Below are 25737 nucleotides of genomic sequence, written 5' to 3' on the forward strand. Positions count from 1 at the left end.
TCCTCAAGCCACCATCACTTCAGTGCCGTGGGCTACACGGCTGCTGCACAGGTCGGGAAGGGAACCGGCAGCCTCCGCGGGTAAAATCCGTACACGCTTCACGCCGTTTAGCAACGCCTCACGGCAAGCGCCGAGCTTCGGCAGCATTCCCCCGGAGATAATCGCGTTCTTCGCCATCTCCGCGATCTGGTCAATGCTGAGCCACCGCATAACTTGACCGTTCGCGCCCTTCACTCCCGGCACATCCGTCAAGAACACCAGCGCATCCGCATGGCACGCCACCGCACAGGCTGCCGCCATCTCATCACCGTTCACGTTGTAATATTCGCCATCAAACCCCAGAGCAATTGGTGCGATCACTGGAACGCCATTCAAACTCCAGATTGCCTCCAGCCACCGCGGATCGCTCGCCACGATCTCGCCTACAAATCCCAAATCTGGCTCGGTGCGCTTCTTGCGCGCGCGAAAAAGCAATCCATCGCCGCCTGTCATGCCCACCGCAGGCTGACCAAGCGCCCCCAGCGCGGCTACTAAGCCTTTATTCACCTTGCCCGCAAAAACCATAAGGGCAATATTCCGCGTCTCAGCATCAGTCACGCGCAGCCCATTCACGAACTCACTCTTCGCGCCAAGCCTCTCCATCATGCGCGTCAGCTGCACGCCGCCACCATGCACGACCGCCACCTGGTTTCCATCGCGAACCAAGTCTGTAATGGCGCGAACGCAGCCCTGCAGAAGTTCCGGAACCTCAAGGCCGGCACCACCTAGCTTTACGACATACTTCATGCCAGCCCCTCCGCTTCGTTCCAACCAAGCATCACATTCATGTTCTGCACCGCCTGTCCCGAAGCGCCTTTAAGCAGATTGTCCAGGCAGCTCACAATCACCGCTCGCCGACCGTCGCTTGCAATCTGAAACCCGATATCCGCGAAATTGGTGCGCACGGAATACTGGATCTGCGGCAGTGCCTTTTCATAGATGCGCACCATCGGGCTGGATGCAAAAAAATCGCGATAAATTCGCTCTACACTTGCATGCGTCTGCGATTCAGTGAACCGCACATAGATCGTAGCCATGATCCCGCGCGGAATGGGCAGCAGATGCGGTGTAAACACAATGTCTCCCGCGCCAATCCCGATCTGCTCCAGTAATTCGCCTGTATGCCGATGGCTGAAGACGCCATACGCCGACAAATTATCGGCCGCATACATATAGTGTGTCTTCGCCGTAGGAGCTTTTCCCGCGCCGCTGACACCGCTCTTTGCATCTGCCACAATTCCGTGCGATACATCCACGATCCCGGCCGCCACGAGCGGCCGCAGCGCGAGAATCACCGACGTTGCATAGCATCCTGGATTCGCCACCAGCTTCGCTTTCGCGATCTCTCTGCGGTGCAACTCCGGCATTCCATAGACCGCTGCAGCCTGCGTCGTTCCGGCGATATCCGAGCCCTCATCCTCAAAGCCATACACCGCGCGGTTCTTCGCATCAGTGAGCCGCCATGCGCCACTCAGATCCACCACGCGCAGTCCATGCTTCAGCGCCTCTGGCGCCCACTCCCGCGACTGCTCATGCGGAGTCGCCAGAAATAATATCTCCACGCCGCGATCCTTCAGCCGCTCCCACGAGAAGGGTTCTACTTTCAGCGAACCGATTCCGTTGTTATCCGCTAGTTGCGGATGAATCTCCGCGAGCGGCACTCCACCCCGAGCCGCATCCTTCTCGTCCATGCGACCCGCAAACACCGGCGGCCTACCTTTCAGTCGCGGATGGTGCAAGAGCAGCCGCGCCAGCTCCGCGCCGGCATATCCGGTCACACCTACCACCGCTGTCTGCGCCGCCTTCGTCATAAGCCGAGCATCTTTCTCAGCCGCGTCTCAATGTCATGCGCGCGCTTTACGTCAGGGCAAATAACCAGCACTGTATCGTCGCCGGCAATCGTGCCAACTACTTCATTCCATGCGGTGCGATCCAGCGCTGCAGCCATCGGTTGCGCGCCACCCATCGTGGTTCGCAGCACTACCTGGTTCATCGCGTGCGTTACGCTCAAACCAAAACTCTCCATCATCTCCACGACCGAAGGCGAACCGTCATCACTGGCATGCGTTCCCGCGCCGTTCCCATTTCCGTTTCCATTGGGCAGGGAATACCCGCCGGGCCCCTTCGTCAGCCTCAACTCGTGAATATCGCGCGACAGCGTTGCCTGCGTCACTTCAAAGCCACGGCGGCGCAGCTTTCTGCGCATCTCGTCCTGGTTTGCTACCAGGGCGTGCGCCACCAGCTCACGAATCGCGTTATGTCTTTGAAACTTCATAGTCGTCATTTGCGGGCAAAGGAAAAACGCGGCTCGCAGTGAGGCGGCCGCGCTTGCATAAATATACAAAGAAAGTGTATAAGTATGCAAGCTGGTTTTCCACCATCGGTCACAGGAATCAGATTTATTAACATGCATTTCATTCAGTTGCGAACTCGAATTAAAATCGGTCGACTTCCCGCGCCAACCACGGGCTGTCCGGCCATCCCTCTCGCTCGCTAGACCCAACAGTTTGAGCACGGCTCGCAACTCCATCAAATCTTCAAAGGTCGTATAGTTGAATATGGGCTTCCCCCACCGGCATTCATCCCGTCGTACGCTCACCACACCGGCACATTCTGCCGCAGGCGGTCCATTCTCGCCGTTGCCCTCCTACATCGAAGGCAGCCTGATCGATCCGCGTTTCGACTCTGATTCTTGCGGCGTTGGCTTCGTCGCGCAGCTCTCTGCCGTCCCCTCGCACCGGATTCTCGACCACGCGCTTGGCGCCCTCGCCCGTCTGGAACACCGCGGCGCGGTTGCTGCGGACGGCAAATCCAGCGACGGCGTTGGAGTTACCACTTCCATCCCACGAGAATGGCTCTTGGCTCAATCCAGCCTCACCCTCGATGAAAGCAGCCCCCTCGGCGTGGCCGTCCTTTTCCTCCCGCCCGATGACACTGCCCAACGCGCGGAGATCGAAGCTGCCCTCTTCGAGCAGGACATGGAAGTGCTTACCTGGCGTCCTGTACCCATACGCCCTGAAGTACTAGGCGAAATTGCAGCCTCGTCTCGCCCAGAAATCTGGCACCTGCTCATCACCTCCGACGACACTGAATTCTTCGATCGCCGACTCTTCCTCGCGCGCAAGCAGTTCGAACGCTCCGGACTCGCCGGCTATTTCGTGAGCATCTCGTCCACCACCCTCATCTATAAGGCGCTCTGTGCCGGACGCCTGCTGTCGGAGTTCTATCCCGACCTCGCCGACCCTAACTTCAAAACGCCCTTCGCGCTCTTTCATCAGCGCTATGCTACGAACGTTCTCCCATCCTGGGAGAGAGCACAGCCCTTCCGCACTCTCGCACACAACGGCGAAATCAACACCATCTGGGGAAATCGGGCGCGCATGGAAGCTCGCGCCGCTACGCTCCCACTCGACGTCTATCCAGTTCTCACTGATGGTGGCTCCGATTCCACATCACTCGATGAAATCGTCGATCTGCTCGCTCATAACGGCCGGACCGTCGGCGAAGCCGTGCGCATGATCGTACCTCCCGCCAACCCCGGCAACTCTTCTTCGTTTTTGCAATATAGCGGTGACTGTATCGAGCCGTGGGACGGTCCCGCAGCGCTTGCATTCACCGATGGCCATCAGGTAGGCGCCATTCTCGACCGCAACGGCTTGCGCCCTTGCCGATTCGCGCTCGACGACACAGGTCTCGTTGTTGCTGGTTCCGAAGCCGGTCTCGTGGATATGGATCCCGACCACATCCTGCACAGCGGTCGCCTCGGGCCCGGCCAGATGATCATCGCCGATCTCGACTTCCATCGTTTCTTCGAGAACGATGAGATCCTGCGCATCTATGACGCCAAGCGCCAGTACCAGGACCTGGTCAGCGAAGACGTGCTGCTCGAAGAATCAATTGAAGCGCCGCCAGCGCTCGCCGCATCCGAACTCAATCGTCTTCAGCACCGCTTCGGTTACACGCGCGAAGACGTGCGCATGATCATCCAGCCCATGGTCACCGATGGCAAGGATGCAGTCTGGTCCATGGGGGACGACACTTCCATCGCCCCGCTGGCCCGCGCGCCGCGCCCTCTCTACGCCTTCTTCCGCCAGCGATTCGCGCAGGTCACCAACCCGCCAATCGATCCGCTGCGCGAAACCGTAGTGCTGCAGACGCACACTCGCCTTGGCCCCTGGCCGCACATCTTCGAATTGCGCGAGCCTCTTCCGGGCCTCTCTCTACGCTCTCCGATTCTCTCGCTAGGACAGATGCACGCCCTCGTACAAGGCCAACATCCGCAGGCTGAGAAGATGCCGCACGCCGTCCTCCACTGCCTGTACACACCCGAGACCACGCTTGAAATCGCAGTCGACATTCTCGTGCAGCGTGCTATCGAACTCGTCGCTAACGGCGCATCGCTGCTCATCCTCACCGATCGCGGCGCCACTCCTGAAGCTTTGCCGGTCCCCATGGCGATGGCTGCCGGCGCCGTGCATCTTGCCCTCACTCGCGCCGGCGTTCGCGCTGAAGTCGGTCTCGCCGTCGAAGCTGCCGATTGCCGCGAAATTCACCACGTCGCGGTCCTGCTCGGCCTCGGCGTGGGCGCCATCTGTCCCTGGCTCGCGCTTGAAACCGCCCGCAATCTCAATCCCGAGAACGGTGAGAGGAATCTCCTCCACGCATTGGAACTCGGCCTTGCCAAGGTCATGTCGAAGATGGGCATCAGCGTCGTCGACAGCTATCGCGGCGCGCATCTCTTCGACGCCATCGGCATCTCGCAGCACGTCGTCGACAAATGTTTTGCCGGCGTACCAACGCCCATCGGCGGCATCGGCTTTACTGAAATTGAGAACTACGTCCGCCAGCTTTGGAACGCCGCACCCGTCATCGAAGACTCTCCAAACAAAGGTCCTGCAGAATTCGTCTCCGCTCCCATCCGCGAACTTCCTGACTACGGATTCGTCCGCTTCCGCAAAGCCGATGAGGCTGAATCGCACTCCTGGCAGCCCACGACCGTGCGAGCTCTGCAAACCGTTGTCGGTTCCACCAAGCAGGGAGCCGCGCTGGCTCTTACCCCCTTCGCTACATTCGCCGCGCAGGCCATCGAAGCCGAGCCCACAAATCTTCGCGATCTTCTGGAAATTCGTCCCGCAGGCCCGGAACTCGCACTCGATCAAATCGCGCCGGCCAGCACCATCACCCGCACGTTTATCGCCAGTGCCATGTCTTTTGGTTCTCTCTCACCTGAAGCGCATCAGACCATCACCGAAGCCATGAATCTCCTCGGTGCGCGTTCCAACACCGGCGAAGGTGGCGAAGATCCCGCCGTCTACGCACCCGTCAACGGTGCTCCATCGCTGCTCAACAACAAGATCAAGCAGGTGGCTAGCGCGCGTTTCGGCGTCACAGCGGAGTACCTCGCCCACGCGGAAGAACTCGAAATCAAAATTGCGCAAGGAGCCAAGCCCGGCGAAGGCGGCCAACTTCCCGGCCACAAGGTCACCGAACTCATCGCCCGCCTGCGTCACGCGCAGCCCGGCATGCAACTCATCTCGCCGCCGCCGCACCACGACATCTATTCCATCGAAGATCTCGCGCAACTCATCTGGGATCTCAAGCGCGCCAACCCGCGTGCAGCCGTCGGCGTCAAGCTCGTATCCGGATGCGGCATCGGCACCATTGCCGCAGGCGTCGCCAAGGCCTATGCCGACTACATCGTTATCGCCGGACACTCCGGCGGCACGGGAGCCAGCCCGCTTTCCAGCATCAAGTACGCCGGCAATCCTTGGGAACTGGGCCTGGCCGAAGCACAGCAGGTCCTCATCCATAACGGCCTTCGCGGCCGCGTCCGACTGCGCACCGATGGAGGTCTCCGCACAGCGCGCGACATCGTCATCGCAGCTCTGCTCGGTGCTGACGAGTTCGCCTTCGGCACTGCCGTCCTTATCGCGCTCGGCTGCGACATGGCCCGGCAGTGTCATCTCAACACCTGCCCCACCGGCATCGCCACCCAGCGGCCCGACCTTCGCGCGAAATTCCGCGGCAAGCCGGAACACGTCGTCCGTCTCTTCACGGAACTTGCCGCAGAGGTCCGCCAGCTTTTAGCCAAACTCGGCCTGCCTTCGCTTGCAGCTGCCACTGGCCGTACTGATCTGCTGGAGCAGGTCCGCTTCAACGCCGGCCTCGATCTCAAGCCCGTCCTCGCTGCCACGACGGTCGCCGTGGCAACCGGAAATCCCATTCGTTGGGAAGGGAAGCGCAACGACCGCCCCGAGCCGCACGCGCCCATCGATGATGCCTGGGTCGAGCCTGCGCTGACCGCATACAAATCTGGACAACCTTACGTCCTCGACGCCCGCGTCACCAATGAAGACCGCACCCTCGGCGCGCGCCTCGCTGGTCAAATCGCGCACAACCGGACCGACAATCCCGGCGCCATCGGATCCACTCTCACCTTCAATCTCAAAGGCGTGGCAGGCCAATCCTTCGGCGCGTTCAACACCACGGGCATGGTTCTCAATTTAGAAGGCCTAGCCAACGACTTCGTCGGTAAGGGCCTCTGCGGCGGCGAACTCGTCATCCGTGGGCGCGGTCGCGTCGCTCTGCAAAGTGCGGATCATACGCTGCTCGGTAACGTCGCACTCTACGGTGCAACCAGCGGATCGCTCTTCGCCGCGGGCCGTGCCGGCGAGCGCTTCGCCGTACGAAACTCCGGAGGACGCGCCATCGTCGAAGGCGTTGGGGATCACGGCTGCGAATACATGACCGGAGGCCTCGCCGTAATCCTCGGCCGCACCGGCATCAATTTCGGCGCGGGCATGACTGGCGGTCTCGCCTGGGTCTACGACGAAGACGGCGACTTCCTCAGCAGCAATCGTTACCACGCCGACTTCCTTCAACCCGATACGTGGGATCAACTCGACATTGCCAGCCGCGAATCGATACATGACTTGGTAGCCTTGCACGCCGACAAAACCGCCAGCACCCGCGCGCAATGGCTGCTCGCAAACTGGCAGACCGAGGCACAAAAATTCGTCCGCCTCACTCCGAAGCCGCAAGCTTGATCAATTCAAATGGCAAGTAATGTGGCGGAGAGGTCTGTTTAGTTAACCAGCATCTCTTTCATCAGACTTTCTTGTCGATTGCGCATCTGCCCGGCACGCTCAAGCATCTCCTTGAGTGTCTCTTGCGTGCTGCCGCCGGAAGTCGTCACGTGGCCCATGCTCAACTGCAACGGAATCATCCGTCCGCTCCTGGCATTTCGCGTTGCCGCAACAGCCTCTAGCCGCATTGCAGCCACCGAGATGCCCGCGCGATCAAACTGGCCCGCTACCGCGAATTCGTCTCCGCCGATCCGTCCCTTGATGTCAGACTCGCGGAACGTCGCCTTCAGAATCTCGCCAGTCTCGCGCAACGCCGCGGCTGAAGCATCGGGGCCCAGTTCCGAATGAACTTGCGCCAGGTTTTCAAGATTCACGAACAATACCGAGAATGGGACATTCGTTCGTTGCGCCAGTCGCAACGCATGTTCAGCCAGCATGTGAAAGCCTCTGAAGTTATAGAGCCGCGTCGCTTCATCGCGCAGAATCAAGTCGTGAATCTCGTTCTCCATTTTGCTGATACGCCAGGAAAAAAAGAGCAGGATGCCGACCGCAACAGCGACTGCCGCCGATCCAAGCAGCGCCGCATTAAGATGGCTTGCCCCGTTCCGGTTCATCCACGCGTTCAGCGTCTCCCAGGCAAAAGGAAGCAACAGCAAAATAGGTGCGAAGATACGCGCCAGGTTGCTTCCTATTCCAGCGCCTAGAAAGATAGAGAAAACGCCTCGCTCCGCCTGACGCATGGTCACCACAACCGTCAGTGCAATCAAGCAGGCAAAAGCTGGTGCGTTATGTTCGGTTGAGTTAGCCCCAAATAGTCTGAAGTTGCCGTAGACCGCATCCGCAAATAGCAGAAGATCCAGAAGACAGAGGCAGCACATTGCCCCATCAACGATGCGATTAATCAGCCAGTTCTGGTTGTCGATCAAGACGACGATCAAGGTCAGCAGAACAAAACCAAATGCGAGCCGCGCCGGAGGAAAGATAATCTGCTGGGATTGCGAGGCCACGTTTCCCGCACGACTCCAGAAAACCACTACCGACGCTGCAAAGATCGCCAGGAGGTTCGCCGCTCGCGTCGCATAGCTGAATACAGCGCCATCCAATTCTGTTCCCGATAGCGTGAGGCTCAATCCGCACAGCAATGACGTCACAAAAAGAGGCACAGCGCCACGTGCCGCCGCAGCCGAACCGCCGATTCCCAATAACTGCAGCAGCCCGAATAGAATGCTCATCGCAGCCAGAATCAAGCAGACACGTTGCAGCGATCGCGCCGCGCGAAAAAGTTTCGGATCGGGGAGCACGTTCAACGTATCTGGAGCATTCTCATTCATGCAGTTCGATTAACGGATCTTTCTGTTCAAATAGCCATTCACATCCAGATTCAAAAGCAGTCCAGCATCCCAAACATTGCGAACGCCTCAAGCGCGCAGTTGAGCCCTCACGCCCGCGCCACCTTTTTGCTTCGCTTCTCCCGGTACATCGCCTCATCGGCACGCCGCACCAGTTCCTTCAAACTCTCCGTCGAAGGGTGGTCGAGCGTCACATACCCAACACTCAGGCTCAGCGGATACTTCCTTGTTACCGCTGCGTTGCGTTGTTCCGCCATCGACTTCAATCGCGACGCAGCGAGTTCAATTCCCACCATGCTGAATTGCCCAGCAACCACAAACTCGTCGCCGCCAAAGCGGCCTTTCACGTCCGTCTCGCGGAAGCAGGCCATCACTACTTCTCCGGTCTCCGCCAGATACGAGGAGCCCATGTTGTGGCCCAGGTCGTCATTGATTTTTTTCAAACCGTCCAGATCAATAAACAACACCGAGAAGGGAAGCTCCGCGCGTTGCGCCAGCCGCAATGTCTGCTCGCCGAGCAGGTAAAAGCCGCGCATGTTGTAAAGCCCGGTGAGTTCGTCGCGGAGGGTCAGGTCGTGGATCTCTTTTTCCATGGAATTGATGCGCCAGACGAGCACCAGCAACAACACCATCGAGAGCCCCGCCGCCAGCGATGTCAAAATAGCTGCCCCGTATTGCTCCGGCACCAGGTCCTTGAGGAGGAACCGCGTTCGCGCTACTTCAATCAGGAAGGGAATTACGAGCAGCACCGGCGCGAAACCACGGGCGATCCTGCTGCCGATCCCGGCACCCACAAAAATCGACCATACACCCTGCGCAGCTTGCCTCATAGCAACGACCCACGTCAGCAGCACCAGGCAGGTCAAAATCAGTGGCGAAATCATGTTGTCCGCTGACAGCCGCAGAAGCCCAACGGCGCCAAACATGTTCTCGCTCAGAAGTACGAGCGTCATCAGGCACATCAGCGGGACCAAACCGTCCGCGACGCGCTTTAGAAATGCCCCGCTGCTGTTTACCAACATCATTGCCAGGCTCAGCAGCACAAATGCGGTCGGCGAGTGCACCGGAAGTCCGCCGGTATTGCCCGGGGCTCTATCCGCCTCCAGCAGCGTATCCACAGCAGGAAAGAGCCGGAAGGTAGACTCGAGCAGGATCAGGACTGCCAAAATTCCCGCCTGCGCTGCGATGTATCGTGCCGCCCGGGGAAGCGAAAGATGATTTCCAGGCTCCGAGATTGCTAGACTTAGCGCGCAGAGCAAAACCGTCAGAGCCATGGGGATACTCATCCGCGTTGCAAATGCGGGCAAATAGGTCGCAAATGGTGGATAGATCCAACTGGAAAAAACCGTGAGGGCGATCAGCGCCACTATCCCCAGGCAGACCTGTTGCACGACCGCAAGCTTCTCGACGAGAGCCGGGTCCGGCTCTCCGGGAGGCAGGGTTGCAGTGCGCAGAGGCATGGCGTAGGCGGCAAAAGATGCGTTTGGCTGGAGTGATCTTATCGCAATCCGACCTGCTCTCTGTATGACCAAACTGGTTCATTTAAAACGGAAGTTTGTCCCGAAACCTTGCAGAACACAGGGGCTTATGCTCTCCTGCCCGATCCCGGGGCATTCCAGCCCTCGACCCATGCCGCATCCTCTCACTGTTACACTCTCCCTTGACCTGAATTCAACCTATTGAACGAAAAGAACGCCTGACATGACACCCGCTCCGCTTTCCACCCTTAACGACCTCTTCTGCCGCGTTACAGGGGCCAGAAACCCTCGCGCGATCCTCTGGCAGGACGAGTTCGGCAGTTGGCAACCCCTCTCTTCGGATCAGATCTACCAGCGGGTCCACACATTGGCCGAGGCTTTCTTAAGCTGGGGTGCAAAAAAAGGCGACACCATCGCCCTCATCGGCGAAAACCGCTGGGAATGGGCCGTGGCCGACTTCGCCATTCTCGCCATCAATGCGGTCAACGTCCCCGTTTATCCGACGCTTACCGGCGATCAGATTGCCCTCCTCCTGGCCGACGCGGGCTGCCGTATTGCAGTGGTTTCCACCCGGCAGCAATTCGAAAAGCTTAACGCCGTTCGCTCCCAGACGCAGTTGGAACGGATCTTGATCATGGATCACGAAGCTCCAGAAGGCGCCATCGCGTTTTCCAAAATTCTTTCCGGCGGTGATGATGCCGGGCCGTACCGCGATCCGGTTTTTGACGCTCTCGTGCGCTCCGTCGAGCCAGACGACCTTGCCACTCTCATCTACACATCGGGAACCACCGGCGAGCCCAAAGGCGTCATGCTCACCCATGGAAACATTGCATGCAACCAGAATATTGCCGCTCGCGAGTTTCATTTCGATGAGACTGACGCGTGCATATCGTTTCTCCCCTTGTCGCACATCACCGCGCGCGCACTCGACTACGTGATGTACGGCCACGGCGCACAGGTCGCTTATTGCTCCCAGTTCGACAAGCTGCCCCAGGCTATGAAGGAGATTCGCCCCACCGTTTTTGTTGGCGTTCCGCGCGTTTACGAGAAAATTCGCCAGGCCGTCGAGCAGAAATCGGCAGCCTCGCCTGTAAAAAAACGGCTTCTGGCATGGGCGCTTAGCGTAGGTGCGCGCCACCGCGACAGCGTTTACGCCGGCCATCAACCTTCTTCATTCTTTTGGAAGCTTGCCAACAAGCTTGTCTATGGCAAGGTTCGTGAAGCCTTCGGTGGTCGCGTCAAAGTCTGGGTCTCCGGCGGCGCGCCCCTCGGTATCGACACTGCAAAATGGTTTGCCTCTGCAGGCATTGCCGTCTGGGAGGGGTACGGCCTCACCGAAACTTCACCGGTCATTGCCCTCAATAATCCTGCGACGCAGCGCATGGGGGCCGTCGGAAAACCGCTGTCCAACGTTGAACTCAAATTTGCCGACGATGGCGAACTCCTTGTCCGAGGCCCGTCCGTTTTCATTGGCTACTGGCATAAGCCCCAGGCGAATTCCGAGTGTTTCGACGCTGACGGCTGGTTTCGGACGGGCGATATCGCCCACCTCGACGACGATGGATTTCTCTACATCACCGATCGCAAAAAAGAGCTGCTCAAAACCTCCGGCGGCAAACTTGTTGCGCCGCAGCCCATCGAAAGCAAGTTGAAGAATTCCGTGATGGTTGGTCAGGTTGCGCTTATTGGCGACAAGCACAAGTTCATTACGGCGATCATTTCGCCCAACTTCGCCGCGTTGGAGTCCTGGGCTAACCATGCGGGTATGGAAGTTTCCGATCGCCGCGCCTTGGTAGCCGACAGCCGCGTTTTCGCGCTGTATGGCGAAGTCGTGCGCGAAGCCAATGCAGGGCTCGCCAACTTCGAAACCATCAAACGTTTTCGCCTGGTTGCCGATGAATGGTCGCAGGATACCGGCGAGCTCACCCCATCGATGAAGCTCAAGAGACGTGTGATCAGTGCCAAGTACGCGGCGGTGATCGACGAGCTCTACGCGGACGAAGCAACCGCGCGCGCCGAATAGGTGTCTCGAGTCGCCCGATCTCTTTTCGGAAAACTCCGCGCTTGCTCCACATGATCTGTAATCCCCGGAAGAACGGCGCGCCCCACGCTCCCACCGCAAGAATGCTCCCAAAGAGGATGACCGCGTCGATGCTCATGCGCCCTTCGCGCGACCAGTAGTCATTCGGATCGAGATTGAGCCAGAGCGAGAATTCATCCAGAGTCAGCGCCGCACCGGCGCCATAGCTGACGCTCATTAGCCTGCTGAAGAAGATCGAAAGCGGGGAATGACTCCGCCCCAGATCGAGCAACCATCCATAGCCCACCAGCAGCAGGATGAGGATTCCCCAAACCAGGTGATGGATATGATGTCCGCGCACCACCACCCAGTTGAATGGCCCATGGTTGTGCGTGATCATTCTCACCAGCAAACGCACGCCCGCAAAGGTAATCAGGAACGAAACTGACGCAATGAACATGCGTCGTCGCGGCCGATCCGGGATCGTCGACCGCACGATAAAGCCCAGCCGCGTCAGCTGCAGCAATACCAGCAGCAAAACCACAACCAGGCTCGAAAACGCCAGCAGGATCAGGGCTCCGCTACCGGGCATCGACATACTCTCCTATTCAAACACCCCCGCGTGCCTTTCCACCGAGCTAATTCGCAGCTGGCTTATCTCGAGCCGAGTGAGCGCGGTCACTATAGCCCTTTACAGGCGCGCTTATACTGGTTAAGGCGTCGAGAGCGGCGATCAGTACTGCGCGCCCGACCAATATAGGTATCTCCGGTGCGGCGCTGCCGCCCGAATTCGATCAGGAGAAATTTAAGATGCGAGTTGCTCTATTGACCGGTGGTGGCGACTGCCCCGGCTTGAATGCTGTCATCTACGCGGCCGTGCGCAAAGGAATCCAAACCTACGGCGACGAATTCATCGGCTTCCTCAACGGCTGGCGCGGCGTGCTCGACAACAACTTCATCCCTCTCACGCTTGAGAACACCGATGGCATTCAACTCAAGGGCGGCACGATCCTCCACTCTTCGCGCACCAATGTGAAGAAGATTCCCGGCGGAATCGATAAGGTGCAGGAAGTCCTCAAACTCAACAAAATCGATGCCCTCATTGCTCTCGGCGGCGACGACACCCAGTCGGTCACTCTTTTCCTCGCCGACAACGGTATCAACGCCGTCGGTGTCCCCAAGACCATCGATAACGACATCAACGGCACCGATCAGACCTTTGGCTTCGATACAGCCGTCATGATCGCCACCGAAGCCATCGATCGCATTCATACCACCGCCGATTCCCATAACCGCGTAATCGTCGTCGAAGTTATGGGCCGTGATGCCGGATGGATTGCCTACGCCTCGGGTGTTGCCGCCGGCGCCCACGTCGTCCTCGTTCCTGAAAAGGAAATTGACATCGACCACGTCTGCGCGTTACTCAAGTACAACTACGACCACGGCAAGCACTACGGCGTCGTCGTCGTTGCGGAAGGTTGCCACTTGCCCGAAGTCGGACAGGTCATCGGATCGAAGGAAGTCGATTCATTCGGCCACGCGCGTCTCTCCGGAATCGGTGAAGCCCTCGCTAGCCTGATCGAAAAGAAAACCGGATTCGAGACTCGCTCAGTCAATCTCGGCCACACCCAGCGCGGCGGAGTTCCTACTGCGTACGATCGCGTTCTGGGTCAGCGTTATGGGTTGCACGCCATCGATATGGTGCACGACAAGAAGTGGGGCCGAATCGCCGTCCTCAAAGGTCTTGATGTCACAGACATCACAATCAAAGAAGCCATTGCGACCAATCGCCGCCTCGATCAGCGTTTCTTTGATGTAATCCGCAACCTTGAAGCAAAAGTTTAAAAACTGACTACAACCAGCTAAATGTAAAGTTCTAATCAGACGTTAGATCGGGTGCCCTGGGTCTTGATTTTGAGACCTGGGGCTTTCGTTATCAGCGCAGAATGGGGTGCCCCATCCTTGACGCAGTATCATCGCGTCAAGGATGGGAGGCCATCCTCCCCTTCAGGATTCATCCTCCTGTTAACCGACTCGGCTGATCGACGCTACCAAAAACCAACTTCGCTTCCCCATGAATTACCGTCTCTTCCAGTCCGACGACTTTCACGACCTCTACGCCATCGAGGAAGTCTGCTTCCAGCCGCCTCAGCGCTTCACCCGCCGCTACATGCGGCAACTCCTCGATTCGACAGATGCCGCCACCTGGATCGCCGAACAAGGTCCTGCGATGGCGGGCTTCGCTATCGTTGAATGGTCGCCGCAAATCACCGGCATCGTAGCCTATATCGCCACCATCGAAGTCCTGCCCGAGTACCGAGGAAAGGGCATTGGCGCTGAGCTCCTTCGCCGTCTCGAAGGCTCTGCCAACGCCGAGCGTGCCATCGAAATCTGGCTACACGTCGACGCGGAAAATGCCCCGGCCATCCATCTCTATGAGCGCAGCGGATACCACAAGTCGGGCCGCGTCGATCATTATTACGCCCGCAATCGCTCCGCAGCCGTCTATGTAAAAACTCTCATTTAGTCTCAATGGGGAAGGGTTACCCCTGCGCTTCAGCGTCCCGTAATCCAGTGAGCCGCACTCCCGTAACCAACTAGAATAGATGCAGCAATCATGTCCATCAGCAATCCCAACCTGCCGAAACTGGTCGTGTCTTTACGTCAGTACAGCAGGCAAATGTTCGTTCACGACCTGCTAGCCGGCATCACTGTCGGACTCGTGGCGCTGCCTCTCGCTATGGCCTTCGGAATTGCCTCCGGAGTGACGCCCCAGGCTGGACTCTACACGGCCGTCGTAGCCGGCTTCCTGATCTCCGCGCTTGGCGGCTCGCGCACCCAGATCGGCGGACCTACCGGCGCTTTTGTCGTTATCGTCGCCGGTATCGTTGCCCGCTTCGGATTGCCCGGTCTTGCCATGGTGACTTTAATGGCAGGCATCATCCTGCTGGCCATGGGACTGACCGGCCTTGGCTCTGCTGTGCGCTTCATCCCCCGTCCCGTCGTAATCGGATTCACCAACGGCATCGCCGTACTCATCGCTTCAACGCAGATCAAGGACTTCTTTGGTCTCCGCGTTGGCGCTGTCCCCAGCGAATTTCTGCCTCGCATGAAGCTGCTTTTGGCTCACATGCCCAGCCTCAACTGGCAGGCTTTTGCGTTAGGCGCCGCCACGCTGGCGATCATGCTGATCCTTCCGCGCTTCACCAAACGCGTTCCGTCATCCATCGTCGCGCTGCTCGCCTGTACAGTTGCATGTTTCTTGTTCCATTTGCCGGTTGAAACCATCGGCACGCGATTCGGAGGCATACCGCGCGGTCTCCCGCCATTTGCCATTCCCGATTTTCACGCCGAACACATCCTTCCGCTAATTCCATCGGCATTCACCGTCGCACTGCTGGCTGCGCTTGAAAGCATGCTCTCCGCCGTTGTCGCCGACAGTATGACCGGCGACCGCCACAACCCCAACGTAGAACTCGTCGCGCAGGGAATCGCCAACATCACCTCGCCGCTCTTCGGTGGAATTCCCGCCACTGGAGCCATCGCCCGCACCGCCACTAATATCCGCTCTGGTGCACGATCTCCCGTCTCCGGCATGGTGCATGCGCTCACACTGCTGATGATTCTGCTTGTAGCTGCGCCCCTCGCCAGCTTCATCCCGCTGGCCACGCTGGCTGCTGTTCTTTTTGTCGTGGCCTACAACATGGGAGAGTGGCGAGAAATCCCCGGAATCCTTCAGCTGGGCTTTACGGCCATCTCTGTCTGGCTTGTGACGTTCGCCTTAACCGTCTTTGCCGACCTCACCGTGGCAGTCAGCGTTGGCATGGCACTGGCCGCGCTGGTCTACATCTACCGCATCGCCGAAACCACCACCGTCACTCCTGTCACAGACGATTACATTCGCGACGGCTTGTCTCACTCGCTGCAGGGGCGGATCATCCCGCCCTACGTCACGCTTCTCCGCATTCACGGTCCGTTTCTCTTTGGGACCACCGAAAAGCTTCTCGAGGCCACTTCCAACGTAGAAGTCTTCGAGCCTGTTGTAATCCTCCGCCTGCGCAACATGACCGCCATCGATGCCACCGGCATTCACGCCATCGAGTCCTTCGCCAAACGCCTAACTGAATCCGGCCGAACACTGCTGCTGTGTGGCGCCATGGAGCAGCCTTCCATGCTCCTACAAAAGCCTCGCTTTCTCGATCACGTTGGTCGCGAGAACATCATGCCGAACATTCAGGCCGCCCTCGACCGCGCCAAAGAAGTCTACGAATCCCGCGCCGCGATCGCCAGCTAAAGCACCCAGTTTTCCCGCTCTTGTTTCGTTCAATATAAGCGTGGGCGCCCCCATCCATAAGGCAGCTTTATCGCGTTATGGGTGGGATCGCACGATGAACATTAACCGCATCAGGTCTTACACTGTAACGAGGGAGGACCCATGAGCGACGGCCGAGAAGAACGCGAAGAAAGAGAAAAACGTCGCGAGCAGGAAGAGCGCGAGAATCGCCCAGATCGTCTTGACCGCCTCGATCCGCACCCCGTCGATCAGTGGAAGCCCGAACGACCCGACTCCTAAAATCGTTTATTCCCCTTGGAATTGCGGCGCCCGCTTCTCGAAAAATGCCTTGATCCCTTCCTGGTAGTCCTTACTGTCATACACCAGTCTTCGCATAGCCTGAACCCGCTCAAACGTCTCCGGCCCGAGGTTGTGCGATGCAGACAGCAACCGCAATTCTTCTTTCAATAAACTGATCACCAGCGGTGAATTATTGGCGATCTGCTCGGCCATCCGGCGTGTCAGACTCTCCAACTCCGCACGCGGCACGGCATGGCTGACGATTCCCTGGTCAACCAGCCGCTGCACTCCCATCGGCTGCGCCGTAAACAGCATCTCTTTACAGAGCGGCATGCCCCCCGTGTTCAGAAAATTCTGCACACCTGAAATGTTGTAGGGCATCCCCAGCTTCGCCGGAGTTACCGCAAAGGTGCTGTCGTCTCCCGCCACAATCAGGTCGCAGCTCATCACCAGTTCGCAAGCGCCTCCCCATACGGTGCCTTCCACCATTGCGATCACCGGGGCAGGGAACAACTCGATCATGCGAATCACCCGTCGCACCGGATCGTCATAGGTCAGCGGATCGCGGCCGTTGGTCGGCAGTTCGCGCACATCGTGCCCCGCCGAAAACACTTTCGACCCGGCAGGCGCGCGCAGAATTACTACACGTACCTGGCGATACAGCATCTCCTCAAGCGCCGCGCACATCTCGTCGATAAGCGCTGTGCTCAATGCGTGATGTTTGCTTGGATTGTTGAGCGTGATCACGCCAATCTTGCCGGTGATCGCGACTTCAAGCTGTTCGAAAGTGGTCTCCATGCCGCGCTCCTGAATCGATCCGCGGGGAGTGTAGACGAAATTGGAAGGGTGTCGCTGTGACGTGGAAAGGCAAGTTCATCCTAGGGTAATGTGCAATCAACTCACGTCAGGCACGATAAGCCTCACTATTCCGGACCAGAAGTGTCGCGGCACAGGTTCAAAGCGGTTTGTTTAAACCTGGAATCGAATTGAAACAGACTTGAGTGGCAGCAAGTTCTATCGAACGATCTCGAACTTTTCACGGAAATAATTGCAAGCCGGACAGTTCTCGCTCTCAACTGTATCCGCAGCAAAGCCGCAAAGGCCACACACCAAAAAGTCATGTGGCGCGTATTCCCATCCTGTACTGCCGTTGGCCTGAACCCGCGATATCAAATCGCTGTACATCCGAACATGCGACTTGTCGGCTTCAAGAGCCCAATGAAAACTGCGGATTGCCGTCGAATCAAATAGGGGAACTGCAGCGACCAGAAATGCTGGGTAGAGATAATCTACCTCGAACCGTTGATCAACCAGGGCCGCCTTCAGGTTCTCAAGTGTACCGTCCACTCGCGGCAGGGGAACGTCGGTCATCGTCGATCCGCCCATATGCCGCAGCACTCGCCCATGATTGCCGGCATGGATTTGTTCGGCTCGTGATGTAGCGCGGAATAGACTCGCAATCCCTGGAAATCCCTCTTCGTCTGCCCGCACTGCGTATGCCTTGTAAGCAGCGCAGTTCTTGGTCTCTTCCTCATAGGCCGTCTCAAGGTTCCGAATCACCGTGAGATCTTCCACTCCAACCACGTGAGCAAACATTCGATCCGTCGCCATGGCCCGCACCCACCCTCAAAACATTAGATGCAAAGCGGTGCTGCGAGGTGATGCAGATCACGAGCGATCACGATCGGAAACCGATCGAAAGCGTAGGAGTCGCCATTGCTGCCGGTGAAATGAAATCGAAATACTGGGGGCTTAGACTCGTCGTTTTAACGAATCCGTTCGAACCTGTCCCAAACGAAATTGCATGCTGGGCAGTTATCGGCTTCCTGATTCTTTGCGGTATAGCCGCAGAGGGTACACACGTGAAATTCGAGTTGTTCCTGCGTCCATCCGGGCCCCGCCTCCATCGCGACCACCGCATCCTCATAAAGACGCGCGTGCGTTTTCTCCGCTTCCATTGCCCATACGAACGACCGGGCCGCCGCCGTGTCCAGCTGCGAGGATGCTTGTATCAGAAACTGAGGATAGAGTTTATCGATTTCGTGCTGCTCACCACCGAGCGCCGTCTTCAAGTTCTCCAGAGTCGACTTCACACGAAAGGGACGGATTTCGGCGGTTGCTTCGCCCCCCATTCGACGGAGCACCCGCGCATGGTTGCTGGCATGAATCTGTTCTGCGCGTGCTGCCGCACGAAACAAGCTCGCCGCGCCATTCATTCCTTCAGCCTCAGCCTTTACGGCAAATGCTTTGTAACGCGCATGCGCATTTAGCTCGCCTTCATAGGCAGCCAGCAAATTGCTGACTGCACTCTCGTCCTCGGTGGCAACCATAGCTCTCCGTCTTTCTTTAACTGAACTATGGTGCAAGTGTAGGGTCGTACTTCTGTACCCACCGTGATTAACATCACAGGCGGAGTGCCAAACCCGGATTCGATGCAGCGAAACCCCTCACGGCATCATCTCTCCCAGGAGCGATCCACCCCAAACTGCGGCCAACCCGAGCACAAAGCTGCCCGCCGCGTACAGAGCCGCAATCCCGAAAGCTCCAGCGCGCATGGTTGAAAGTGTCTCCCACTCGTACGTTGAGAAGGTGCTATAGGCACCGATAAACCCTACCGGCACCAAGAACCTCCAGGCCGCACTAATATCTGCCCGCCTGCCCAGGTAGGTCATCGAAAACCCGATAATTACGCATGCAGTGAGGTTTACGATCAGCGTGCCGTAGGGAAACCGAATTCCCATTCGACCCGCGATCGAAGAGCCTACCCAGTAGCGCGCGATCGAACCGAGCGCACCGCCAACGGCAATCAGTACGTACTTCTGCAAGTTCGTCCCTCCACCAAGAGCACGCGTTGCATTTTTTTCGCACCCAAAACCGTGCTCTGGGTGCCCCATCCATGGCAGCGCTTTTGGCTGTCATGGTTGGGAAAGCACGAATGATGGTAGCCAAAGCCTCGCGGCCATCGTACACATCTCTCACCTAAGATTTGCAGGGATCGCTCCGGGCGTGACTCCCCGACAGGATCGCCTGTCAGGAGTCATCATCTGTCCGGCCACGCGGAAGGGGACAGCGGTTAACAGCAGAGCCGTACTTGCCAAGCTGCGCGGTGAACTCCATCACCGCTACCACTACCTCTATTACACGGGCGGATGCATTTCGGTGTCAAGTAACCATCAGGCGACTGCAGCCGTTGGAGAGGTGAAAGGCTACTAGTTGTGCTTCCCCTTCCACTCCGCATACGGACCCTGAAAATCCTCAATCCCATCCGCCTTGAAGTTCCATAGTCGCGTCGCCACTTCATCGATCAGATCGTGATCGTGCGTTACCAGCAGCACAGTGCCTTCAAATCGTTGCAGCGCAATATTCAGCGCGTTGATCGCTTCGAGATCCAGGTGGTTCGTCGGCTCGTCAAAAATCAGAATGTTCGGCTTGGTCAGGATCAGTTTGCAGAACACCAACCGGGCCTGCTCGCCACCCGAGAGCGCCTTGGTCTGCTTATCGCCCTCTTCGCCCGAGAAAAGCATCTGCCCGAGGATTCCGCGAATCTCTTCCACATGCGCAGCGGGATTCCAGCGATGCAGCCACTCCGCCACTGTTAGTCCGTGCTCAATCAGTGAACCAACATCCTGCGGGAAATAGCCAATCTGCGCTTCGTGTCCCCAAAAAACAGCGCCTGAATCCAAACTGAAATCCTTGTCAGCAAGTCCGGGATAATTGGCCAGAAGGCTTTTCAGCAGCGTGGTCTTGCCCGCGCCGTTACGCCCCATCAAGCAGATCTTTTCTCCGCGCAGAACATTCGCAGTGAATCCATCGATGACCTTCTTGTCGTCGTACAACTTGGTCAGGTGCTTGAACTCCAGCACGTGCTTCCCGCTCGGACGAATCTGGTCAAAACGAACGTAGGGCCGTTGAATGTTTGACCGTGCCAGCTCGTTCGTCTGTAGCCGCTCCACTTCTTTGCGCCTGCTCGTCACCTGCGATGACCGCGTGCCCGCCGCAAATCGCGCGATGAATTCATTCAACTGCGCAATCTTCTTGTCGCGTTGAGCATTCTGTGACTCGAGGGTGGAACGAATCTGCGTCTTCGCCATCACCATCTCGTCGTACCCGCCGCTGTAAATGATGATGGTCTGGTAATCGATATCCGCAGTATGCGTTGTCACGCTGTTCAGAAAATGCCGGTCGTGCGAAATTGCAATCAGGGTTCCGTTGTATTGGTTCAGAAAATCCTGCAGCCAGTGCACGGAATCGAGATCGAGATAGTTGGTCGGCTCGTCCAGCAGCAGCGCTTCAGGCTTTCCGAACAGGGCCTGTGCCAGCAACACGCGGACTTTCTGTCCACCCTGCAACTCGCCCATCTTGCGCTCGTGCAGATCTTCGGTGATGTCCAGGCCATCCAACAGAATGGCAGCGTCCGCCTCCGCCGTGTACCCATCTTCGTCGCCGATTACGCCTTCCAGTTCGCCCAGCCGCATGCCGTCCGCATCGCTCAGCTCCGCCTTCTCGTAAATGCGGTCCCGTTCTTCGAGCGCGCTCCAAAGGGGCTTGTTTCCCATGATGACGGTGTCAATCACGCGATAGGCATCAAATGCAAACTGATCCTGCCGCAGCACGCCGAATTTACGCGGCCGCACCACCGTCCCTTTTTGCGCTTCCAACTCGCCGGTCAGCACCTTCATAAAAGTGGATTTGCCTGAGCCATTCGGTCCCGTTAGCCCATAGCGCCGTCCCGGCGTAAAATTCACGGATACATCTTCGAAAAGCACTTTTGCGCCATAGCGCATCGACACATTGCTTACACTCAGCATTTCGTTTCGTTTTCCTGTAGGCGAGCCACAGCGGAACCTTGGCGCCGCTGGCCCGATCAATTTTTGAATTGGCTCAGAGTTTCGGGATACGCGATTACGGATTTGATCCCGTTAGACTGCTGCACTTCCAGTTTCTCATAACCGCTCGGTCGCCGCCCAACGCCTGGAGTGCCCCAATCTTTCAATAGAGCATGAACTTAGCGTGGTGAGGTCGTTTAAGAACTCTTTGGCATTCAATTTGCTTATGTTGCGCAAGTGATGGCGAAGCCCAGGGAACTTGCGTTGTACTTTCCTTCTGGGGCTTCCTTTCCGCTAAAAGGATTTAGTTTTGATACAAACGATTGTTCAATCCAGAAAAAAGAAAGCAACTTCCATCTGGGGCGAACCGTCAAAGAGCGCAAACACATCGCACTTGCGGTGTTTTTCCATTTTGAATACTTTTTGAAAGATGCTCTCTTAAGCGGGCTTTGAAAATTCCGGGCCTCGCCGCTCAACAAGTAAATAAAGGTCCCTGAGACCATCAAGACCGGATCAATCCGAGGGTTTGTGGTTCGTCATCACTCGAACCGTCGGCATTCAATCCGTTGCACCTTCCCCGCAAGACTGGAAAGACAGGGTAGTAACACCGGTCGGAGTGGAATTCCACTTCCGCGGTCTGTCATCGCTGCTTCAAATGCGGCGTGTACGGGCATGCGCGAACTAGCGTTCGCGTCGACGCGATAAGTGTGTCCACTTCGCTCCACTACTCCCGGCTTCGAGAAGAGAAGGACTAACTCCCGTCGCAAGCCGGGCTTTTTAGGAGGACAAATGAATTTCGTCAGGCGTGCACTCGGCGTAGTGCTAATGACGTTCCTGTGTGGCGCAGCCGCATGGGCGCAGGAGAACGCAGAACTTAAAGGCACCGTCACCGATCCATCCGGTGCCGTTGTTCCCAACGCAACCATCACCATCACCAATACTGCAACCGGTGAATCCAAAACTGCCACCAGCAATGGCGCCGGTCTCTACGACTTTTCCAATCTGCAACACGGCACCTACAACCTGAAAGCCGAAGCCAAGGGTTTTAATACCTCCCAGACCAATGGCATCGTGATGAACGTTGCCGCTACCGTGGCGCAGAATGTCACCCTTGCCATCGGCACCGGCGTGCAGACTGTCACCGTGGAGGCTGACGCTTTGCATTTGCAAACCGAAACTAACGAGGTCAGCAATCTCATTACCGGCCAGCAGATCACCCAGCTGGCGACCAATGGCCGCAACATGGTGTCGCTCACCACCCTCGGCACTGGTGTCTCCAACAATCTACCTTCATTTAACGGAGTTACCGCGCAAGGCAGCGGATTCGGGCTTAGCTTCAACGGCATGCGTCCCGACCACAACGACTGGCTCATCGACGGCGGCGAAGCCTACGATCGCGGAAGCGGTGGCAAGTTTGATCTGATGCCATCGCCTGATGCGCTGGCGGAGTTCCAGACCCTGAGCAGCAACTACAGCCCCGATTATGGTATCGCCTCCGGAGGCACCGTAACCATGGTGGTGAAATCCGGCACCAAGAACTACCACGGCGAATTATGGGAGTTCGATCGCAACGATGCCTTCGACGCCGGAAGCTATTTCGCCAAGCGCAACAATAGTCCTACTCCGGAATTGCGCCTGAACATTTTTGGCGGCAACGTCGGCGGTCCCGTCTTCATCCCCGGCATCTACCCCAAGGACAAAAGCAGAACCTTCTTCTTCGTGAATGAGGAATGGCGCCGCTTCGTCAATGGCGTCAACCCCAGTCCTACGAACACGGTTCCAGCGTCGGATTTTCCAACTGCAGGTTCTAACCTCGTTTACACGCCTTTCGCGGGTGGAGCTACGCCTGTAGTACCGGTCACCAGCGATCCCGCGAAGTTGGCCATCTATGCGCAGGATGGCTTGACGCCTGGCCAGCCGTTCCCCGGAAACGTGATCCCAGCCAACCTGCTTGACCCAAACGCTGTTCTCTTCATGGGCACTGGCAACATCCCCAAGCCCAATACTGGAACGGCCGCCGACCCGCAATACATTGCGTCTCCCAAGCAGCCCACCAACGTTCGCGAGGACGTCGTCCGCATCGATCATGACATCAACTCGAAAATGCACCTGATGGGCCACTGGATGCACGATCAGATGTCGCAGACCATCATCCCGACCATGTGGAGCGGCGACAGCTACGACACCGTCGGCGACGTCTTCCAGAATCCATCCTGGTCGTCCGTCATTCAGCTCTCCCACACCATCACGCCCAACCTGCTCAATGAGGTCGCCCTTGACGTGAATGGCAACACCATCAACATCAGCCCACTTTCCGCCGGCGGCGCTTCTTATGTTGAGCCGGCCGGTTGGAACGCAGGTAGTTTCTTCCAGAACAACAACGCTCTCAACCGTCTGCCGCAGGTAAGCTTTGGCAGTCCACTCGGAACCACATGGACTGAAATCTACTGGCCATGGCGAAACGCCTTCCTCGATTACCAGATTCGCGATGACGTTTCATGGAACAGGGGAAAGCACGACCTCAAGTTTGGCTTTTCCTACATGCGCGTCGACAAGAATCAGCAGCTGCAGGCAGACACCCAGGGCGATTATTCCTTCGGTAGTTCCGATTTCTCTGGAGATTCATACCTCAATTTCCTGCTCGGATTTGCAGACAGCTATCAGCAGTTGCAAAGCCTGAACACTGAACACTGGCTCAATAACACCTACTCCTTCTACGGGCAGGACAACTGGCACATTGCTCCCCGTCTCACTCTGAACATCGGTCTGCGCTGGGACTTCCTTCCTCACGTGTACGAGAAGAACAACTATGTCTCGAACTTCGTCCCTGCCGACTATAACCCTGCCGCAGCGCCGCTCCTGGATGCGTCGGGAGCAATTTGCACGGCAGTTTCAGCTGGCTGTCCGGCGGTCAGTCCCGACCTGGTCAACTACAACGGCGGAACCTTCTACCTGAATGGCTTGCAACTCGCCGGTCAGAATGGATTCCCGCGCGGTATCGTGCAGAACGACTACAAGACCTTACAGCCTCGCGTAGGTTTTGCATGGGACGTATATGGGAACGGCAAAACCGTGCTCCGCGCAGGCGGTGGCATGTTCTACGAGCGTATTCAGGGCAACGATATCTACGGCGCTGCCACAAACCCGCCGTTCGCTTACCACCCGTCAGCGAACGCGGTTTACTTCTCCAGCCCCACGACCAGCGCGATCACCGGAGGAACCGCGTCCACGCCAACCTTCCCGGCCGGCTTGCAGGATCTCAGCTACTACTATCCCGATCCGGCAACCGCGCAATACAGCCTGGGCATCCAGCAACAGTTGGCGCCTGCAGTTGTATTCGTGATGCAGTACGTTGGTTCAGCCGGATGGAACCAGTCGGACGAGCGTAATATCAACACGCTTCCGATAGGGGACATCGTCCATCGGCAGCAGGTGGCCGCTGGTCTGGCGAATGCGAACCTCTATCGCCAGTTCCTTGGCTATTCCAACATCACCCAGATTGAAAGCGCAACCAACCAGAACTACAACTCATTCCAAACCAGCTTCCGCTGGCAGAACCGCCACAACCTCACCATGCAGTTCTCTTACACATGGTCGCATGAGATCGACATCCAAAGTGGCGACCTCGGATCCACCAATATCTCCGGATCAGGCGGAACTGTTTCCAACCCATTCAATCTCAGATATGACCGCGGCTCCGGCGTGCTCGATCGCCGTCATATCTTCAACGCAAACTACGATTACAAATTGCCGTTCTGGCTCCACGGTGGAAACTTCATCGAGCACGGTGTGCTTGGCGGATGGGAGCTTTCCGGTGTCACCATTGCAGAATCAGGATCACCCATCAACGTCACTTACTCACCCGATACCCTCGGTCTCGGCGGTGGCACAACCAACCGGCCTGATCTGGTTGGAAACGGGCGCACAGGACCGAAGACCGTATCTCAGTGGTTCAACACCGGTGCGTTCGCCGCTCCACTCGCTCCCTGGAATGGAGGCACAAACCAGGGCTTTGGCACTGCCGGCAAGGACGCCGTCATCGGGCCGGGCCTATTCAACTGGAACCTCGCCTTGTTCAAGAGCGTTCCTTTCACCGGAAGAGAAAATCCACACCTTGAACTCCGCGTAGAAACCTTTAACACCTTCAACCACACCGAATTCAACAGCGTGGACACAGGCTATACCGACGGCAACTTTGGACAGGTAACCAGCACATTCGATCCCCGCGAATTCCAATTCGGCGGTAAGATCGTTTTCTAACTGAGCCAGAAAACAGAAGGGGCGCGACGGCTAAACTCATCGCGCCCTTTTGTTTTCGTGCCGACAAAACTCGACGATGTCATCCTGGGCGGAGCATCTTGGGGCCC

19 protein-coding genes and 1 riboswitch are annotated in these 25737 nt (G+C 57.5%); of the genes, 8 read left to right on the forward strand and 11 right to left on the reverse strand.

Annotated features, from left to right (window positions below):
• Positions 1-3: 3 nt before the first annotated feature.
• From argB to P8935_RS14975, 3 genes are read right to left on the reverse strand one after another with little or no spacing between them, the layout of a single operon-like run.
• Positions 4-786 (reverse strand): acetylglutamate kinase, encoded by a 783-nt coding sequence (argB, locus tag P8935_RS14965; protein WP_348261101.1) that lies wholly within the window; start codon positions 784-786, stop codon positions 4-6.
• Positions 783-1850 (reverse strand): N-acetyl-gamma-glutamyl-phosphate reductase, encoded by a 1068-nt coding sequence (argC, locus tag P8935_RS14970; RefSeq protein ID WP_348261102.1) that lies wholly within the window; start codon positions 1848-1850, stop codon positions 783-785. The genes argB and argC overlap by 4 nt, the downstream gene beginning before the upstream one ends.
• A complete protein-coding gene (locus tag P8935_RS14975; protein WP_348261103.1) occupies positions 1847-2314 on the reverse strand; it encodes an ArgR family transcriptional regulator in 468 nt (155 codons plus the stop codon). Before P8935_RS14975 ends, argC begins: the two co-directional genes overlap by 4 nt.
• A 283-nt stretch (positions 2315-2597) precedes the next feature.
• On the opposite strand from P8935_RS14975, the gene gltB reads away from it, so the two are divergent.
• Positions 2598-7085 (forward strand): glutamate synthase large subunit, encoded by a 4488-nt coding sequence (gene gltB / locus P8935_RS14980; protein ID WP_348261104.1) that lies wholly within the window; start codon positions 2598-2600, stop codon positions 7083-7085.
• A gap of 38 nt (positions 7086-7123) precedes the next feature.
• Here gltB and P8935_RS14985 read toward each other — a convergent pair whose 3' ends face one another.
• Together P8935_RS14985 and P8935_RS14990 are read right to left on the reverse strand one after the other, a co-directional pair.
• A complete protein-coding gene (locus P8935_RS14985; protein ID WP_348261105.1) occupies positions 7124-8455 on the reverse strand; it encodes a GGDEF domain-containing protein in 1332 nt (443 codons plus the stop codon).
• A 107-nt stretch (positions 8456-8562) separates the two neighbouring features.
• A complete protein-coding gene (locus P8935_RS14990; RefSeq protein WP_348261106.1) occupies positions 8563-9933 on the reverse strand; it encodes a GGDEF domain-containing protein in 1371 nt (456 codons plus the stop codon).
• A 241-nt stretch (positions 9934-10174) separates the two neighbouring features.
• Between P8935_RS14990 and P8935_RS14995 the strand changes: the two genes are divergently transcribed.
• Positions 10175-11974, forward strand: coding sequence for a long-chain fatty acid--CoA ligase (locus P8935_RS14995; RefSeq protein ID WP_348261107.1), 1800 nt, complete (start codon positions 10175-10177; stop codon positions 11972-11974).
• On the opposite strand, the gene P8935_RS15000 is transcribed toward P8935_RS14995, so the two are convergent.
• Complete coding sequence (locus tag P8935_RS15000) at positions 11907-12563, reverse strand: hypothetical protein (RefSeq protein WP_348261108.1); 657 nt, start codon at positions 12561-12563, stop codon at positions 11907-11909. The genes P8935_RS14995 and P8935_RS15000 overlap by 68 nt on opposite strands.
• 218 nt (positions 12564-12781) lie before the next feature.
• Here P8935_RS15000 and P8935_RS15005 point away from each other — a divergent pair, with 218 nt between their 5' ends.
• The 4 genes from P8935_RS15005 (at position 12782) to P8935_RS15020 (ending at position 16544) form a co-directional block, all read left to right on the forward strand.
• Entirely contained in the window at positions 12782-13816 is a 1035-nt protein-coding gene (locus P8935_RS15005; protein WP_348261109.1) for an ATP-dependent 6-phosphofructokinase, read from the forward strand.
• Between the two features lie 229 nt (positions 13817-14045).
• The gene (locus P8935_RS15010; protein WP_348261110.1) at positions 14046-14498 is read left to right on the forward strand and encodes an N-acetyltransferase; all 453 of its coding nucleotides are present in this window, start codon (positions 14046-14048) and stop codon (positions 14496-14498) included.
• Positions 14499-14588: 90 nt separating this feature from the next.
• On the forward strand, positions 14589-16265 hold the full coding sequence (locus tag P8935_RS15015; RefSeq protein WP_348261111.1) for a SulP family inorganic anion transporter: 1677 nt from the start codon (positions 14589-14591) through the stop codon (positions 16263-16265).
• A 141-nt stretch (positions 16266-16406) separates the two neighbouring features.
• A complete protein-coding gene (locus P8935_RS15020) occupies positions 16407-16544 on the forward strand; it encodes a hypothetical protein (RefSeq protein WP_348261112.1) in 138 nt (45 codons plus the stop codon).
• Positions 16545-16550: 6 nt separating this feature from the next.
• Here P8935_RS15020 and scpB read toward each other — a convergent pair whose 3' ends face one another.
• From scpB to P8935_RS15045, 5 genes are all read right to left on the reverse strand, one after another.
• A complete protein-coding gene (gene scpB / locus P8935_RS15025; RefSeq protein ID WP_348261113.1) occupies positions 16551-17342 on the reverse strand; it encodes a methylmalonyl-CoA decarboxylase in 792 nt (263 codons plus the stop codon).
• A gap of 216 nt (positions 17343-17558) precedes the next feature.
• On the reverse strand, positions 17559-18155 hold the full coding sequence (locus tag P8935_RS15030; protein ID WP_348261114.1) for a ferritin family protein: 597 nt from the start codon (positions 18153-18155) through the stop codon (positions 17559-17561).
• Positions 18156-18310: 155 nt separating this feature from the next.
• Positions 18311-18874, reverse strand: coding sequence for a ferritin family protein (locus P8935_RS15035; protein WP_348261115.1), 564 nt, complete (start codon positions 18872-18874; stop codon positions 18311-18313).
• Positions 18875-18991: 117 nt separating this feature from the next.
• Positions 18992-19369, reverse strand: a complete 378-nt coding sequence (gene crcB, locus P8935_RS15040) for a fluoride efflux transporter CrcB (protein WP_348261116.1) — start codon at positions 19367-19369, stop codon at positions 18992-18994.
• 199 nt (positions 19370-19568) lie between these two features.
• A riboswitch (Fluoride riboswitch) is annotated at positions 19569-19674 on the reverse strand.
• 79 nt (positions 19675-19753) lie between these two features.
• Positions 19754-21352: an ATP-binding cassette domain-containing protein gene (locus P8935_RS15045; RefSeq protein WP_348261117.1), complete on the reverse strand. Its 1599-nt coding sequence runs from the start codon at positions 21350-21352 to the stop codon at positions 19754-19756.
• Positions 21353-21610: 258 nt separating this feature from the next.
• On the opposite strand from P8935_RS15045, the gene P8935_RS15050 reads away from it, so the two are divergent.
• Positions 21611-21823: a hypothetical protein gene (locus P8935_RS15050; RefSeq protein WP_348261118.1), complete on the forward strand. Its 213-nt coding sequence runs from the start codon at positions 21611-21613 to the stop codon at positions 21821-21823.
• Between the two features lie 336 nt (positions 21824-22159).
• On the forward strand, positions 22160-25630 hold the full coding sequence (locus P8935_RS15055) for a TonB-dependent receptor (protein ID WP_348261119.1): 3471 nt from the start codon (positions 22160-22162) through the stop codon (positions 25628-25630).
• Positions 25631-25737 lie beyond the last annotated feature (107 nt).

Origin of the sequence: Telmatobacter sp. DSM 110680 (genome assembly GCF_039994875.1) — a bacterium.
Lineage (GTDB): Bacteria > Acidobacteriota > Terriglobia > Terriglobales > Acidobacteriaceae > Telmatobacter.

What these genes read in the sequence shown, in the direction of transcription:
- argC (WP_348261102.1), bottom strand. Translation starts at nt 1,850, where the DNA reads ATGACGAAGGCGGCGCAGACAGCGGTGGTAGGTGTGACCGGATATGCC.
- P8935_RS15020 (WP_348261112.1), top strand. Translation starts at nt 16,407, where the DNA reads ATGAGCGACGGCCGAGAAGAACGCGAAGAAAGAGAAAAACGTCGCGAG.
- P8935_RS15050 (WP_348261118.1), top strand. Translation starts at nt 21,611, where the DNA reads ATGGCGAAGCCCAGGGAACTTGCGTTGTACTTTCCTTCTGGGGCTTCC.
- P8935_RS15010 (WP_348261110.1), top strand. Translation starts at nt 14,046, where the DNA reads ATGAATTACCGTCTCTTCCAGTCCGACGACTTTCACGACCTCTACGCC.
- P8935_RS15005 (WP_348261109.1), top strand. Translation starts at nt 12,782, where the DNA reads ATGCGAGTTGCTCTATTGACCGGTGGTGGCGACTGCCCCGGCTTGAAT.
- P8935_RS15055 (WP_348261119.1), top strand. Translation starts at nt 22,160, where the DNA reads ATGAATTTCGTCAGGCGTGCACTCGGCGTAGTGCTAATGACGTTCCTG.
- P8935_RS14975 (WP_348261103.1), bottom strand. Translation starts at nt 2,314, where the DNA reads ATGAAGTTTCAAAGACATAACGCGATTCGTGAGCTGGTGGCGCACGCC.
- scpB (WP_348261113.1), bottom strand. Translation starts at nt 17,342, where the DNA reads ATGGAGACCACTTTCGAACAGCTTGAAGTCGCGATCACCGGCAAGATT.
- P8935_RS15000 (WP_348261108.1), bottom strand. Translation starts at nt 12,563, where the DNA reads ATGCCCGGTAGCGGAGCCCTGATCCTGCTGGCGTTTTCGAGCCTGGTT.
- gltB (WP_348261104.1), top strand. Translation starts at nt 2,598, where the DNA reads ATGGGCTTCCCCCACCGGCATTCATCCCGTCGTACGCTCACCACACCG.
- argB (WP_348261101.1), bottom strand. Translation starts at nt 786, where the DNA reads ATGAAGTATGTCGTAAAGCTAGGTGGTGCCGGCCTTGAGGTTCCGGAA.
- P8935_RS14985 (WP_348261105.1), bottom strand. Translation starts at nt 8,455, where the DNA reads ATGAATGAGAATGCTCCAGATACGTTGAACGTGCTCCCCGATCCGAAA.
- P8935_RS14995 (WP_348261107.1), top strand. Translation starts at nt 10,175, where the DNA reads ATGACACCCGCTCCGCTTTCCACCCTTAACGACCTCTTCTGCCGCGTT.
- P8935_RS15045 (WP_348261117.1), bottom strand. Translation starts at nt 21,352, where the DNA reads ATGCTGAGTGTAAGCAATGTGTCGATGCGCTATGGCGCAAAAGTGCTT.
- P8935_RS14990 (WP_348261106.1), bottom strand. Translation starts at nt 9,933, where the DNA reads ATGCCTCTGCGCACTGCAACCCTGCCTCCCGGAGAGCCGGACCCGGCT.
- P8935_RS15015 (WP_348261111.1), top strand. Translation starts at nt 14,589, where the DNA reads ATGTCCATCAGCAATCCCAACCTGCCGAAACTGGTCGTGTCTTTACGT.
- P8935_RS15035 (WP_348261115.1), bottom strand. Translation starts at nt 18,874, where the DNA reads ATGGTTGCCACCGAGGACGAGAGTGCAGTCAGCAATTTGCTGGCTGCC.
- P8935_RS15030 (WP_348261114.1), bottom strand. Translation starts at nt 18,155, where the DNA reads ATGGCGACGGATCGAATGTTTGCTCACGTGGTTGGAGTGGAAGATCTC.